Source organism: Sphingomonas suaedae, assembly GCF_007833215.1.
GTDB lineage: Bacteria > Pseudomonadota > Alphaproteobacteria > Sphingomonadales > Sphingomonadaceae > Sphingomonas > Sphingomonas suaedae.
Genome location: NZ_CP042239.1, coordinates 2,287,695 through 2,300,534, shown reverse-complemented (window position 1 = coordinate 2,300,534; position 12,840 = coordinate 2,287,695). Strand labels below are relative to the sequence as shown.

The following is a 12,840-nucleotide window of genomic DNA, read 5'->3' as shown; positions in this document are numbered from 1 at the left end:
CAGGGGAGCAATGCTGGTTCAACTTGATGACGCCCGGTTTCGACGTGGCTAGGGTACGCCGATGGACGACCGGCCCCTGCCCTTGCTGTTCGGCGCGCATCTGGCGCGGGATCGGCGGCGTTCGGCGCATACGGTGCGGGCCTATGAGGCGACGGCGGCGCGGTTGATGACCTTTCTGTCGGGGCATTGGGGCGCGGCGGTGGATCGTGGCGCGCTGGGCAAGGTGACCGCCGCCGACCTGCGCGCCTATCTGGCGCAGCGGCGCACTGACGGGATCGGCAATGCCAGCGCGGCGCGGGAGCTGTCGGCGGTGCGGGCGTTCCTGAACTTTGCGGGCGGGGAGGACGCCGAGCTCCCCCGGCTGCGCGGGCCGCGCGTCAAGAAAGGCGTGCCGCGTCCGGTATCGCCTGACGAGGCGGTGGCGCTGGCCGAAGAGGTGGCGGAGGATGCGCGTGAACCGTGGATCGGCGCGCGTGACCTGGCGGTGCTGTTGCTGCTCTATGGTGCAGGATTGCGCATCGGCGAGGCGATGGCGCTGACCGGCGCGGACCTGCCGATGGGCGAAACGCTGCGGGTAACGGGCAAGCGTGACAAGACGCGGATCGTGCCGCTGTTGCCGCAGGTGCGTGCTGCGGTGGAGGAGTATGTACGCCTCTGCCCTTACGGCCCTGCGCCGGCCGTGCCGCTGTTCCGGGGCGCGCGGGGCGGGCCGCTGGCGCCTGCCCTGATTCGTCGCGCGGTGCGCGCGGCGCGGGTACGGCTGGGACTCCCCGAACGGACGACGCCGCACGCGCTGCGCCACAGTTTCGCGACGCATCTGCTGGGACGCGGGGCGGACCTGCGGGCGTTGCAGGAATTGCTCGGCCATGCCAGCCTGAGCTCGACGCAGATTTATACCGCGGTGGACGCGGCGCATTTGCTCGACGTCTATCGCAACGCCCATCCCCGGGCATGATTTCGGAACCCTTCCCCCGCCTCGCACATTGGCGTCGCGAGGATTTGCAACAGGAGAGACGGCATGATGATCCGAACCGGCTGCGCAATCGCGGCGCTGGCACTGACCGCTGCGTGCGGCGGTAGCGAGACGACCAACACCGCCACGGTCGACAATATGGCGATGCCGATGGAGAATATGGCCATGCCGATGGAGAATGGCAGCGAAGCCGCGCAGTCGGCGACCGCGACGCTGACCAAGGCCGATGGCAGCGCGGCGGGCAGCGCGATCGCCACCGTCACGCCCGAGGGACTTGGGGTCACCGTTTCGGTCAACGGCATCACGCCGGGTGACCATGGCGTCCATGTCCATATGACCGGCAAGTGCGATGCGCCTGGCTTCACCACGGCGGGTGGTCATTGGAATCCGGAATCGACCCAGCATGGGCTGGAAAATCCCCAGGGTGCCCATGCGGGTGACATGCCCAATCTGACCGTCGCGGATGATGGGACGGGCACGCTGACCTTCACGCTGCGCTCGGGGACGATGGCGGGACTGCTCGACGCGGACGGATCTGCGTTCGTGGTCCATGCGGGCGCGGACGATCAGAAGACCGATCCGTCGGGCAATAGCGGCGACCGCGTCGCGTGCGGCGTGTTCGCGGCGGGCTAGATGAAAGCGTGCGTCACCCCGGCTTCCGCGCCGGGGTGACGGATCAGATGGCGTTCAGTCTATAGCGCTCGATCGCATCATAGCTGGCGCCGCCATGGCGGAGGCGGCTTTCGTAGAGCGTCATGTGCGTGACGGCGAAATCCGGGCTGGTAAGGCCCGCATGATCGACGAGAAAACGGTCCGCCGGACCCGCCGATCCGGAGAGGCGGGCGAGGGTGATGTGCGGCACGAAGGCGCGGTGCTCCGGTTCCAGCCCCGCGCGGACGATCGCGGCATCGACCTTGCGATGAAGCGCGGCGAGCGGATCGCGCGGCGCGACCCCCGCCCAGAGCGCGTTCGGCTTGCCCCGCGTGTCGAACATCCCGCAGCCCGACAGGCGCAGCGGGGGCAGGTCGAAGCGAATGCTGCCGAGCGCCGCCGCGACATCGTCGGCGGTGCGCGAATCGACCTCGCCGACGAAGCGCAAGGTCAAATGGAGCTGGTCCTCGCTCTGCCAGCGCGCGCCCGGTACCCCGCCCATCAGGCCGAGCAAGCGCGCGCGAATCGGCGGCGGTGGCCGCAATGCGACGAACAGGCGATGCATGGAGGGCCCCTTAACCGTTTATGTCAGGCGGGGCGATTCCGGTTTTCCTTGAAAGTCGGCCCGCAAACCATGATATTCGATCACATCCGGGCGGCCGATGATCTGAGACCGCCGGGCAAAGGAGTTTGAGATGGCTAACTGGTCTGACCCCCAATCGACCGCCGCGCCGTACGCGACGGCCGCAGGTACGCGGGATAGCGCCGCGTATGATGCGGGGCTGCGGTCCTATATGCTTTCGGTTTACAACTATATGGCGTCGGGCGTTCTGCTCAGCGGCATCGTCGCATTGCTGTTCGCCTGGGGCGGTGAGCAGTCGGTCGCCTATTCGGTGTTCGCCAATGGCGGGCCGCTGGTGTGGCTGATCGTGCTGTCGCCGTTGGCGATCGTGTTCGCGATGAGCTTCGGCCAGAACAAGATGTCGACAGGCACCTTGCAGATTCTGTTCTGGAGCTTCGCGGTCCTGATGGGCCTGTCGCTCTCGACGCTGCTGCTGCGCTACACCGGCACGTCGGTCGCGCAGGCATTCTTCGCAACGGCGGCGGGCTTCGTGGCGCTGAGCCTCTATGGCTATACCACCAAGCGTGACCTGACCGCGTTCGGCAGCTTCCTGATCATTGGCGTGGTTGGACTGCTGGTCGCCATGATCATCAACATCTTTACCCAGTCGACCACGCTGTCGCTGATCATCAGCATCGGCGGCGTGCTGATCTTCGCTGGCCTGACGGCGTATGACACGCAGCGGATCAAGAGCATGTACCAATATGTCGCGGGTACCGACATGGTGGGCAAGGTCGTCATCATGAGCGCACTCTCGCTCTATCTCGACTTCATCAACATGTTCCAGTTCCTGCTCGCCCTCATGGGCACGTCGCGCGACTGATCGCAGCGTCAGAACCGACAAGTAGGGAAGGCCCGGCCAGCGATGGCCGGGCCTTTCTGCATTTGGCGGCTGGAACGTGTGGTTGCCTCGGCGCGTTTTACGTTCACATCCCTTGGGAGTTGGAACGATGATGGAAGACCAGGACAAGAAGCGCGGCGACGCCGGGACCGACGAGAGCATCAGCGAACGGCTGGACCGCAACCCGGAGAGCAAGGAAGCACGGCTCGACCGCGCACTCGACGAGTCCATGGATGCCTCCGATCCGCCCTCCGGGACGCAGCCGGTGCATTCGCACCATGCCGCGCCTGCGACGGGCTATGATGCGGAAAAAGAAGCGGAGCTGGCGAAGAAGCGGGCCGACGCGGAGTAACGGTAACCGGCAGTGCGTTTGCCCTGAGCCTTATCGGAGGGCGGAGGATCCACAGCGGTCGCTTCGGCCGGTCGACAGGCTCAGGGCAAACGGCCTTTTGTGTCAGGGCTTCAACACATCCAGCGCCGCCGCGGTCATCGCCTCCGCCGCAGTGCCGATCACCTTTTCCGCATCGGGCGCCCATTTGGGGCTGTGGAGCGAGGGCAGGCCGGTGCCGCCGCGCTTCTGCGCTGCATCCCAATGATCCTGCGGTACCCCGCCAACCCAATAGATCACGCTTTGGATCTTCGGATCGGCGATATGGTAGCGGCCGAAGTCCTCCCCAGCCATCACCGGCGCGACCTCCTGGACCCGCGCCGCGCCGAAGCGCGCGGTAAACAGCGATTTGAGCTTGCCCGCAAATTCCGGCGTGCTCACCGCAGGCGGGGTGAAGGGTTCGCGCACAGTCACCTGCGGCATCCGGTCCTCCGGAACGCCCGCCGCGACCGCCTCGCCTTTTGCGATGCGCGCGATGCTGTCGAGCAGCTGCTTGCGCACCGCGGGCGTGTAGGAGCGGACGGTGAGCAGTAGCAGCGCGGAATCGGGAATGATGTTGTGGCGGGTCCCGCCCTGGAAACTGCCGACGGTGACGACGGCCGAATCGAGCGGATCGACCTCACGCGCGACGATGGTCTGAAGCGCCGAGACGATGCGCGCGCCGAGCACGATCGGGTCCTTGGTCGTCGCAGGGTACGCGCCATGGCCGCCGACTCCCTTCACGAGGATGTCGACCGAATCGACGCTGGCGAAGGTCGGGCCCGAGCGGATGCCGATGGTCCCTGCGGGCAGCGCGGCGCTGTTGTGGAAGGCGATGGCGTAATCGGGCTTGGGGAAACGGGTGTAGAGCCCGTCCTCGAGCATCGCGATCGCGCCGCCGCTGCTTTCCTCGGCGGGCTGGGCGATCATCACCACCGTGCCGCGCCACTGATCCTTCATCGCCGCCAGATTGCGCAGCGTGCCGACCCAGGCGGTCATGTGTGTATCGTGCGCGCAGGCGTGCATGATGCCGGTCTCGACCCCCTCGGGCGTCTTGCCGCGGACCTTCGACGCGAAGGGCAGGCCGGTTTCCTCGGTCACCGGCAATCCGTCCATATCGGCGCGGATCAGGATCGTCGGTCCCTCGCCATTCTTCATCACCGCGACCACGCCGGTTCCGCCGACCTTCTCGGTCACGGTGTAGCCCGCCTTGCGCGCTTCGGCCGCGAGCTTGGCAGCCGTCTTCACCTCGGCAAGGCTCAGCTCGGGATTGGCGTGGAGGTCGCGGTAAAGCGTCATCAGCGCGGGTAGCTCGCGTGCGGTGGCGTCGCGGACGCTGTCCGCAGCGGCGGGGACGGCAAGCGTGAGGCCCGCGGCGGCGGCGGTGAGGAGCAGCATTTTCATGCGCGCTACCCTAACCCGCCAACGCGACGGTGCAATGTCCAAGCGCCCGGGTCAGGCGGGGACCAGTTCGATTACGTCCAGCTGCGATTCGAAGCTGGGCCAGGGCAGGACGAGCCGCCAGCGTCCGACGCCGATCCGCTCGACATAACCCGCCATGTCCCGCTTCGCATCCTGGCCATAAGCGAGCGTGGTCGTTTCGTCGCCCAGTTCGAGCGCGCCGAGGAAAATCACCCGGGCATCGGTCTCCGCATAGAGCGTGCCATAGGGGCGCTGGGTCCCTTCGAGCTTCGCGAAGACGGGCATGTCGCCCTGTCGCCCGATGCGGCAGCGCGACCAGGGCTGGGCATAGAAGGTGCGCAGGCCGGGCCGCTTGGCGCCGAGCTTGAAGGTCCGGCAGCGATAATCGCCCGCTGGCGGCATCGCGTTTGGCATCGCCTGATCCGGCTCGAACAGCGCACGCTCGCTCGCGATCACGCCATTGTCGGCGGTGCGGGCGGCGGGAAGCGCCTCGACCCATGCCTTGCGCCAATCACGCAGCCGGTCGCGATCCTGCGCCGTGGTCACCTGGCGCCAGCGGGTTTCCGGCCCGGCTTCGCCCGCAAGACCGCCGCGCGAGCATCCTGCCAGCGACAGTGCGACCGCCACTGCGATGAGCGGGAACGCGGGCTTCATGCCGCGGTCCACCCGCCGTCCATCGAATAATTGGCGCCGGTGATCGCCTTCGCCTCTTCGCGGCACAGGAACAGCGCCAGCGCGGCGACCTGTTCGGGCTGGACGAACTCCTTGGTCGGCTGCGCGGCGAGGAGCACGTCGTTCATCACCTGCTCGCGGGTCAGGCCGCGCGACTTCATCGTGTCCGGGATCTGGTTCTCGACCAGCGGCGTCCAGACATAGCCCGGCGAGATGCAGTTGACGGTGATGCCGTCGGTCGCGGTTTCCAGCGCGATCGTCTTGGTCAGTCCCGCAATGCCATGCTTGGCGGCGACATAGGCGGATTTGTTGGGGCTGGCGACGAGGCTGTGGGCGGAGGCGGTGCAGAGGATGCGGCCCCATTTCGCCGCCTTCATATGCGGCACCGCGGCACGCATCATGTGCCAGGCGGAGGAGAGATTGATCGCGATGATCGCGTCCCATTTCTCCGGGGGAAAGTCCTCGATCGCCGCGACATGCTGGATACCGGCATTGTTGACGATGATGTCGGGGCCGCCAAGCTCGGTGTGGCAGCGCTCGACCATCGCATAGATGGCGTCGGGCTTGCTCATATCGGCAGCATCATACAGCGCTTTGGCGCCGCTCAGCTGCTCCAGCCCCACGCGCTCCTGCTCGATCGCGTCCGCGTCACCGAACCCGTTGATCGTCACGCTCGCGCCCTCCGCCGCGAACGCCTTGGCGATGGCGAGGCCGATGCCCGAGGTGGAGCCGGTGACGATGGCGGACTTGCCCTTGAGGAACATGGGGATACTCCTGAAACTAGGGATGGGGATGCTGGCGGCGGGTAAGGTCGAAGGCGGCGGTGCGGCCGTCGGCGATATTGCTGGCGATCAGGCGGGCATTGGCCATGGTTTCGGCGACCGCTTCGCGCCCCGCCTGCCAATGCTCGCGCATCGAGCGGGCGGAAAATTCGAAGTCGCGACTCCCGCCCTCCCAGGCATTGGCGCGGTAGATCAGGTGAACAAGGCTGACCGGCTGTTCGTTCGCGGCGGCGCGCAGGACGGCGACATCGGGGTCGTCGGCAAGGCTGTCGGGCAATTTGGCGAGCACCTTGCGGATCATCTCGCGCTCCTTGCGCAGCTTGAGGCGTTCGTCGCTGACCTGGCGGGTGCGGCTGGAGAAGCGGATTTCCTTTTCCCGCGCCATCACGTCGGTGATGGTGTGGGGCATCGGCGATGCGGCGGAGAAGAGATCGACCTGGAAGACGAGCGTCGCTTCGCGCTGATGGTCGAGGACATGGATCAGCGGGGTGTTGGAGACGAGGCCGCCGTCCCAATAATATTTCCCGTCGATCTCGACCGGGGGCAGTCCCGGCGGCAGCGCGCCCGAGGCCATGATGTGGCGCGCGTCGATGCGATCGTCCGCCGTGTCGAAATAGCGGAAATTGCCGCTTTCGATCTCGACCGCGCCGACCGAGAGGCGCACCGGGCCGTCGTTGACCAGATCCCAGTCGACCAGTGCGTCGAGCGTTTCACGCAATGCGGCGGTGTCGTAATAGCTGAGCGCGGCGCAGCTGCCGGGCGTCGCGAAGAAGGGTGGCACCGGGCGGGGATGGAAGAAACCGGGGACTCCCTGACCCAGCACCATCGCCGCCGACCATTCATGGACGAATTCGCGGACCTGATCCTGGGGGAAGATCGGGAAGCTGGGCAGGCCGCTGGTGACCCGGTCCCAGAACGCATTCAGCCGCTCGACGCGCCGTTCGGGCGGGTTGCCCGCGACGATCGCCGCATTGATCGCACCGATCGAGATGCCAGCGACCCAATCGGGAGCGATATCGGCCTCCGCCAGCGCCTCAATCACCCCGGCCTGATAGCTGCCCAGCGCGCCGCCGCCCTGCAGCACCAATGCGACGCAGCCGGGAAGGGGCAGCGGCCGTTCGCGGCCCTGCTTCGTGCTGCGTTGCGGATCGGCATCGGCCATGGCCCCCATGTGGTGCAATGCAACGCGAAGGGCAATGCGGGATTCTTCATGCAACATGCGGCGGCTTCGGGCATTGTTGCGAAGGACCAATGAAAAGGGGTGCCCGATGCGGCTCGACGATCTCGATCCCAGTGACAATGTCCGCGATCTCGGCTCGGGCGGCGGCGGCTTTGGCGGCGGAGGCGGCAACATCCTGTTCGCGCTGCTGCCGATGCTGCTCGGGAGCCGACTGGGCTGCGGGACGATCGCGCTGATCGGTATCGGTGCGGCGATCTTCATGACGATGGGCGGTGGCGGCGCACTGCTGAGCGGTGGCGGTGTGACGGGCAGCGGCGGGCAGCAGGTGACCCAGCAAAAGGCGTGCGACACCCCTGAGGAATTGCAGGCGTGCCGGGTGATGACCAGCACCGAACAGACCTGGACCAAATTGTTCGCCGATGGCGGGCAGCGCTATCCGGCACCGGTGCTCAATTTCTACGAAGGTCGGGTCCAGTCGGGCTGCGGACAGGCGTCGTCGGCGGCGGGGCCCTTCTATTGCCCATCGGATCGGGGCATTTATCTCGACACCGCCTTCTTCCGTGAACTGGCGACGCGCTTCGGCGCGGCGGGCGATTTCGCGCAGAATTACGTGATTGCGCATGAGGTGGGTCACCATATTCAGAACGTCACCGGCACGATGGAGCAGGTGCGTGCGCGCCAGGCGCGGATGAGCCAGGCCGAGGGCAATGAACTTTCGGTCCGTGTCGAGCTTCAGGCGGATTGCTATGCGGGCGTCTGGGGCGCCCAGAATCGCGACCGGCTGGAGCCCGGCGATATCGAGGAAGGGCTGCGCGCCGCCGAGGCGATCGGCGACGATACGCTGCAACGCCAGGCGCAGGGAACCGTGGTTCCGGAGAGCTTCACCCATGGTACGTCGGAGCAGCGGATGCGTTGGCTGAAGCGCGGGCTGGAGAGCGGCGACCCGGCGGCCTGCGACACGTTCAGCGGGGCGATCTGAGCATGGCACGATGAGCGTCGCATTCCGCCGCGAGAGCGACGAGGAGCATAAGGAACCGAAGTTCGAAATCCCGATGGTGCCGGGACCGAATCTGGTCACTGCGCGTGGCAAGGCGCTGATCGACGCGCGTGTGGTGGAGCTCGAGGCTGCGGTCGTGGGGGCGGAAGGCGACGCGCGCGAGGCGATCCAGCGGGACCTGCGCTACTGGCATACCCGCCAGACGACGGCGCAGATCGTTCCGACGCCGCCCGACGGCACGGTCGCGATCGGATCGCGCGTGCGATTTCGCATGGCCGGGCGCGAGCGGTGCATCGACATCGTCGGGCATGACGAGGCGGACCCTGCGGCCGACCGCATCGCCTTTCAGGCGCCGCTCGCCGCCGCAATGCTGGGCGCCGAGCCGCGCGAACTGGTCGATTTCAACGGCCGTACCGAAGCGATCGAAATCCTGTCGGTCGAACCGACCCCCGAATAAAACAAGAAGGCCCGGACGTTTCCGCCCGGGCCTTCCGTCGCTGGCCGGTCGAGACCGGCCCGCTTGGGAGCCACTTCTGCTGCCGCATCGTTATTGCGGAAAACCGGTGCCCACTTTTCCGCGCGATGCTTGGGCTCAATAAGTCCCAGAGAAGCTCCGGTTGAGAGAGTGCGCACCGCGCGCATCGTCGCGGTCGCCGAACAACGCGCCGCTGCGCTCCTCGTCACGCCAGGCCGACTTCGCCTGATCCGCCGTCTTGCGAATGTGAACCTTGTCATCCACCGATTCGATCCAGCGCGACGGGATCGAATGGTGATGACCGCCTGCATCGGGATCGCTCTTGGTCAGGATGATGCGGTCGCCGCGCACCTTGTCGACCGTCCCGACATGTTCGCCGTCGGAGCCGACCACTTCCATATGTTCGGACACCCGCTGGAGTGCGCTGCGCTGGCCCTGGCGTTCATTGCGCCAATTGCCGAATTCATCCTCGAACCGCGCCTGGTTTTCCCGACGATATTCGTGATAATCGCGGTCGAGATCGTCGATCTGGCGACGGCGCCAGCCATAATAATCCTGGTCGCGGCTCGCCCAGTCATTGCCATAGCGCTCGTCATAGCGGGCATCCATCGCACGGCGGCGCTCGGCATCCTCGTCGCCGAACCAGGAGCGGACCTCGTCCCCCGCGCGGTCGAAAAAGCCGCGATCGTCATAGGAATAGTCCGCAGGCTCGCGGTCATGGCGGCGTCCGCGCTCATCATGGTCGCGATAGCCTCGGCTGCCGCTGGTGTAGCGATCGTCATAGTCGCGATAGCCGCGCGGTGCGTATCCGCGCGCGCCGCCGGATCGGCCATAGCGACCCTCGTCGCGATATCCGCCCTCGTCGCGGTCGCGCCAACCGCTGCGCTCGCCGCGTTCGCGGTCATAATCGGCCGCGGCGAACTCGCGCGCGCTCGATCGGCTTCGGTCGCGAGCGGGGTCGTAGCCATAGCCATAGCCGCGCGAGGGCGACTCGCCGCCGGTGCCCCAGAGTTCGTCGCGATTTCGGTTCGGATAGGGTTCGTAACCCATGGTAACCTCCTCATCCTATTGGTTTTCAGGCGCGCGCCATCCGCGCACCCCACATCCAAAAAATGAACCGGAAGCGGCAATTGTTCCGAGCTTGAACGGGGCGTGTGCGACGAGCGGACGCAGGCGCTCGCCGAGCCGGAAAATCGGCGCAAAGGACGTTGCAAAGAGGGTGCAGGAAAGCTAGACGGTCCGCCTTCCGGCGGTGCCGGGGCGTGGAGCGGGGCTGTAGCTCAGATGGGAGAGCGCTGCAATCGCACTGCAGAGGTCAGGGGTTCGATTCCCCTCAGCTCCACCAGCCCGGCTCGTATCATATTGATTTGACGCGATAAATTGGAGACGCTGGGGCCTTCCCACCGTTCCACGCACTCGCGAAATCGCTGGTTATGGACTCCAAAAAGGCGACGTGGCAGCCTCTAGAGCGACCGATAATATTGCGAGGTCGAGCGGGGTCGGCTGCATCCTTGGGCGGATTTTTCGTCCTCGATCAGGCCGGTGAACCGGTCATACCGCTACGTCGCCACAGCCTAGAATCTTTTGCGCGCGGTCAGTTTTATCGTGCGGCCGAGCGGATCGGTCTCGTAGCGGCTATAGCCAGCGGGGACGCTGCCATCGTCGAAAAGCAGCTTGCGGTACCCCCTCAGGACATTCTGGATATCGAGCGAAAGCTTCAGCTTGTCCATCCACGAAGATCGCGCGCCGCCCCGCCGAAAATGTTCCGGTTCGACGAAGAGCGAGAGGTTGAAGATGGCGGGTGGCACGACCCTGAAGCCACCTCCGCCATCGGTGCCGACATCGCCGCGCACGCGGGTGGCGCTGCTCCAGTTACCGCTGAGATTGGCACCGACCCCCCGCTTGCCGACGGTGGCCTGCAACGAAATGAAATGGGCCGACTGGCCACCGTCACCGCCGAGCTGGTCGATGACGGGAAGGCCCGATCGTACCAGCAATTCGCTCCTCACCCGCCAGCGGTGGGTGAGCGCTAGGCTGTATTGCCAGGGTTCGGCACCGGGTTCGTCTGGTACGGCACCGCGTCTCTGACCGGGACGCGGCAGGCGCAGGGCGATGCCGGAGGTGAATTCGGCGTCGCTGGTGCGTTCGATGTTGATGGGGCGGGTATCGATCGCGATCAGTCGCCCTTGCGCGTCGCGCGTTATACGTTCGGGAAAGGCGGCTTCGATGGCTGGCGTCAGTTCCGGGAGCGATGTGATGCCGCCCCTGGCGGTCTGTGCCCGGTAGCCGATATTGAACGCGAGGAACTGATCGTCGAAGGGCGCCAGTCTTGCCGTCAGCGACAAGCTTTGCTGGCTGCCGCGCGCCAGTTCGGGGTTTCCGCCCGCGGTTGAGATGACGTCCACGGTTTCCTGCGTCGCGAAATCGAAGATGCGCCGGACCGTGGTGACCGGCGGCCCGTCGAGTTCGTCGATCGAGGGCGCGGTTTCGGCCTGGTCGAACGCCGCGCGCAGTTGCAGCATCGCCACCGGCGACCAGTTTACGCCGCCACCGAAGCGCCTTTGGGGACCGCGCCCCCCCAGCGTCTGTGCGCCCACGGTCAATTCGGCGGAAAGATCGCCCAGCGGCCCGGCTGTCCCCTCCGCCCGACGCGACAGGGGGATGTTGAACGATGCCTGGCCGTTACCCTGCGCGCGCGTTCGTTCATCGGTCACGAACGGAGTTCCCGCACCGCCGTTCGCTTGCCGGTTGACGAAGTGACTATGCGAGACATCCACGGCGAGGTTGGTCGTCAGCGGTCCGGCGGGTAGATCGATGACGGTCGTGCTGGTGTTCAGCCGTGCGGTGAGGCTCTCCCTTCGCGAGCGGTCCCGGTCGGTACGCCGTACGCCGTCATCGCGTTCGAGCAGGCTTTGCGACCCGTTGCGCGTATAATTGGCGGACAGGCCGGTCTGCCATTTGCCGATCCTGCCCGAAATGTTGACAACGACACCGAACGATTGGGAGTCGCTGTCCGCGCGCAATCCGGCGACGGGGTCGCCCGGATCGCCATCGTTCGCGACCGGCGCGCGCACCCCTCGGCGCTCATTGGTGCTGGCGTTCATGTTCAGCGAGGCCGAAAAGTCGCCGATCGGGCGCGTGACGCCAGCGTTGAACGCTATGCCGCGCCGTGACGGCAGCAGGGTTGTCAGGCCGTTCGCACCCTGACGCGGCCGGGTGGGGCGGTCCCGTTCGAGGAGGGCGTCAACGCGCTCGATGCTCGCCCGCGCGTGCCACCGGGTCGGCCCGTCGATCGCCACGCGCCGGGCCGACAGTGAAACGCCGAACTGGCCCCCTGCGGTCGCCCGGGACGCGCCCGCTTCGGCGTCCAGGCTGGCGAATTTCTTCTTGAGGATCAGGTTCACCACACGCTTGCCGGCGCGTTGCCCGTATCGCGCCGCCGCTTCCGGCTTCAGCACCGCGAGGCGATCGAGCGCCTCGGGCGGATAGGACAGGATTGACCGGTCGAAGCCGACCTCCCTGCCGTTCACGAGGATGACGGGCGCACCGTCCGGATCGTCAATAAAGGGCGCAAGGCGGTCGAGCAGATCGGCGATGCTGTCGCTGCCCTTGCTGGCGATACTGGCCTCGTCGAATTCGGATTCGGACTCCACCTCGGCCTGGCCATAGGGGCGACCGATGATGACGATGTCGGTGTCCAGCGAAAAACGATCGGACGGCACGGGAGTCTGCGCTTCCGCCACCGGTTCGACGCCCGCCGGACCGTCTTGCGCCCTGGCTTCGAGCCATGGGGCCAGGGGCAAAGCGACGGACAGCAACAGGGCGAAACGATAGGGGATCATCACATCATGCTTCTAA

The 12,840-nt window shown here is 66.3% G+C and carries 13 protein-coding genes and 1 tRNA gene; 7 read left to right on the top strand and 7 right to left on the bottom strand.

Annotated elements, in window-relative coordinates; genetic code table 11:
* Positions 1–61: 61 nt before the first annotated feature.
* Entirely contained in the window at positions 62–955 is an 894-nt protein-coding gene (locus FPZ54_RS10940) for a tyrosine recombinase XerC (RefSeq protein ID WP_145847156.1), read from the top strand.
* Positions 956–1,018: 63 nt separating this feature from the next.
* The gene (locus FPZ54_RS10935; RefSeq protein WP_422396527.1) at positions 1,019–1,606 is read left to right on the top strand and encodes a superoxide dismutase family protein; all 588 of its coding nucleotides are present in this window, start codon (positions 1,019–1,021) and stop codon (positions 1,604–1,606) included.
* Between the two features lie 43 nt (positions 1,607–1,649).
* On the opposite strand, the gene thpR is transcribed toward FPZ54_RS10935, so the two are convergent.
* Positions 1,650–2,189, bottom strand: a complete 540-nt coding sequence (thpR, locus tag FPZ54_RS10930; RefSeq protein WP_145847154.1) for an RNA 2',3'-cyclic phosphodiesterase — start codon at positions 2,187–2,189, stop codon at positions 1,650–1,652.
* Between the two features lie 130 nt (positions 2,190–2,319).
* Between thpR and FPZ54_RS10925 the strand changes: the two genes are divergently transcribed.
* Together FPZ54_RS10925 and FPZ54_RS10920 are read left to right on the top strand one after the other, a co-directional pair.
* Entirely contained in the window at positions 2,320–3,069 is a 750-nt protein-coding gene (locus FPZ54_RS10925; RefSeq protein ID WP_145847152.1) for a Bax inhibitor-1/YccA family protein, read from the top strand.
* Between the two features lie 127 nt (positions 3,070–3,196).
* Positions 3,197–3,439, top strand: a complete 243-nt coding sequence (locus FPZ54_RS10920; protein ID WP_145847150.1) for a hypothetical protein — start codon at positions 3,197–3,199, stop codon at positions 3,437–3,439.
* A gap of 102 nt (positions 3,440–3,541) precedes the next feature.
* Here FPZ54_RS10920 and FPZ54_RS10915 read toward each other — a convergent pair whose 3' ends face one another.
* Genes FPZ54_RS10915 through FPZ54_RS10900 form a run of 4 tightly spaced genes read right to left on the bottom strand, consistent with a single transcriptional unit; the run spans position 3,542 to position 7,492 of the window.
* The gene (locus tag FPZ54_RS10915) at positions 3,542–4,858 is read right to left on the bottom strand and encodes an amidohydrolase (RefSeq protein ID WP_145847148.1); all 1,317 of its coding nucleotides are present in this window, start codon (positions 4,856–4,858) and stop codon (positions 3,542–3,544) included.
* A 51-nt stretch (positions 4,859–4,909) separates the two neighbouring features.
* The gene (locus tag FPZ54_RS10910) at positions 4,910–5,530 is read right to left on the bottom strand and encodes a DUF4893 domain-containing protein (protein ID WP_145847145.1); all 621 of its coding nucleotides are present in this window, start codon (positions 5,528–5,530) and stop codon (positions 4,910–4,912) included.
* Positions 5,527–6,312 (bottom strand): 3-hydroxybutyrate dehydrogenase, encoded by a 786-nt coding sequence (locus FPZ54_RS10905; RefSeq protein ID WP_145847144.1) that lies wholly within the window; start codon positions 6,310–6,312, stop codon positions 5,527–5,529. The genes FPZ54_RS10910 and FPZ54_RS10905 overlap by 4 nt, the downstream gene beginning before the upstream one ends.
* Positions 6,313–6,328: 16 nt before the next feature.
* Positions 6,329–7,492 carry a patatin-like phospholipase family protein gene (locus FPZ54_RS10900; RefSeq protein WP_145847142.1) on the bottom strand — a complete coding sequence of 388 codons (1,164 nt, stop codon included), beginning with the start codon at positions 7,490–7,492 and terminating at the stop codon, positions 6,329–6,331.
* A 106-nt stretch (positions 7,493–7,598) separates the two neighbouring features.
* Here FPZ54_RS10900 and ypfJ point away from each other — a divergent pair, with 106 nt between their 5' ends.
* Together ypfJ and FPZ54_RS10890 are read left to right on the top strand one after the other, a co-directional pair.
* Entirely contained in the window at positions 7,599–8,489 is an 891-nt protein-coding gene (ypfJ, locus tag FPZ54_RS10895) for a KPN_02809 family neutral zinc metallopeptidase (protein WP_145847141.1), read from the top strand.
* Positions 8,490–8,499: 10 nt separating this feature from the next.
* Positions 8,500–8,964, top strand: a complete 465-nt coding sequence (locus FPZ54_RS10890; protein WP_145847139.1) for a GreA/GreB family elongation factor — start codon at positions 8,500–8,502, stop codon at positions 8,962–8,964.
* Between the two features lie 135 nt (positions 8,965–9,099).
* Here FPZ54_RS10890 and FPZ54_RS10885 read toward each other — a convergent pair whose 3' ends face one another.
* Complete coding sequence (locus FPZ54_RS10885) at positions 9,100–10,032, bottom strand: DUF2171 domain-containing protein (protein ID WP_145847137.1); 933 nt, start codon at positions 10,030–10,032, stop codon at positions 9,100–9,102.
* Positions 10,033–10,251: 219 nt separating this feature from the next.
* On the opposite strand from FPZ54_RS10885, the gene FPZ54_RS10880 reads away from it, so the two are divergent.
* Positions 10,252–10,327 (top strand) — tRNA-Ala (locus FPZ54_RS10880).
* A 229-nt stretch (positions 10,328–10,556) separates the two neighbouring features.
* Here the strand turns inward: FPZ54_RS10880 and FPZ54_RS10875 are convergent.
* Entirely contained in the window at positions 10,557–12,824 is a 2,268-nt protein-coding gene (locus FPZ54_RS10875; RefSeq protein ID WP_145847135.1) for a porin family protein, read from the bottom strand.
* Positions 12,825–12,840: the final 16 nt, after the last annotated feature.

Bases quoted from the DNA above. Each gene is read 5' to 3' on its own strand.
- FPZ54_RS10920 (WP_145847150.1), top strand. From the start codon at position 3,197: ATGATGGAAGACCAGGACAAGAAGCGCGGCGACGCCGGGACCGACGAG.
- FPZ54_RS10940 (WP_145847156.1), top strand. From the start codon at position 62: ATGGACGACCGGCCCCTGCCCTTGCTGTTCGGCGCGCATCTGGCGCGG.
- FPZ54_RS10875 (WP_145847135.1), bottom strand. From the start codon at position 12,824: ATGATCCCCTATCGTTTCGCCCTGTTGCTGTCCGTCGCTTTGCCCCTG.
- FPZ54_RS10915 (WP_145847148.1), bottom strand. From the start codon at position 4,858: ATGAAAATGCTGCTCCTCACCGCCGCCGCCGCGGGCCTCACGCTTGCC.
- ypfJ (WP_145847141.1), top strand. From the start codon at position 7,599: ATGCGGCTCGACGATCTCGATCCCAGTGACAATGTCCGCGATCTCGGC.
- FPZ54_RS10910 (WP_145847145.1), bottom strand. From the start codon at position 5,530: ATGAAGCCCGCGTTCCCGCTCATCGCAGTGGCGGTCGCACTGTCGCTG.
- FPZ54_RS10935 (WP_422396527.1), top strand. From the start codon at position 1,019: ATGATGATCCGAACCGGCTGCGCAATCGCGGCGCTGGCACTGACCGCT.
- FPZ54_RS10890 (WP_145847139.1), top strand. From the start codon at position 8,500: ATGAGCGTCGCATTCCGCCGCGAGAGCGACGAGGAGCATAAGGAACCG.
- FPZ54_RS10925 (WP_145847152.1), top strand. From the start codon at position 2,320: ATGGCTAACTGGTCTGACCCCCAATCGACCGCCGCGCCGTACGCGACG.
- FPZ54_RS10905 (WP_145847144.1), bottom strand. From the start codon at position 6,312: ATGTTCCTCAAGGGCAAGTCCGCCATCGTCACCGGCTCCACCTCGGGC.
- FPZ54_RS10900 (WP_145847142.1), bottom strand. From the start codon at position 7,492: ATGGCCGATGCCGATCCGCAACGCAGCACGAAGCAGGGCCGCGAACGG.
- FPZ54_RS10885 (WP_145847137.1), bottom strand. From the start codon at position 10,032: ATGGGTTACGAACCCTATCCGAACCGAAATCGCGACGAACTCTGGGGC.
- thpR (WP_145847154.1), bottom strand. From the start codon at position 2,189: ATGCATCGCCTGTTCGTCGCATTGCGGCCACCGCCGCCGATTCGCGCG.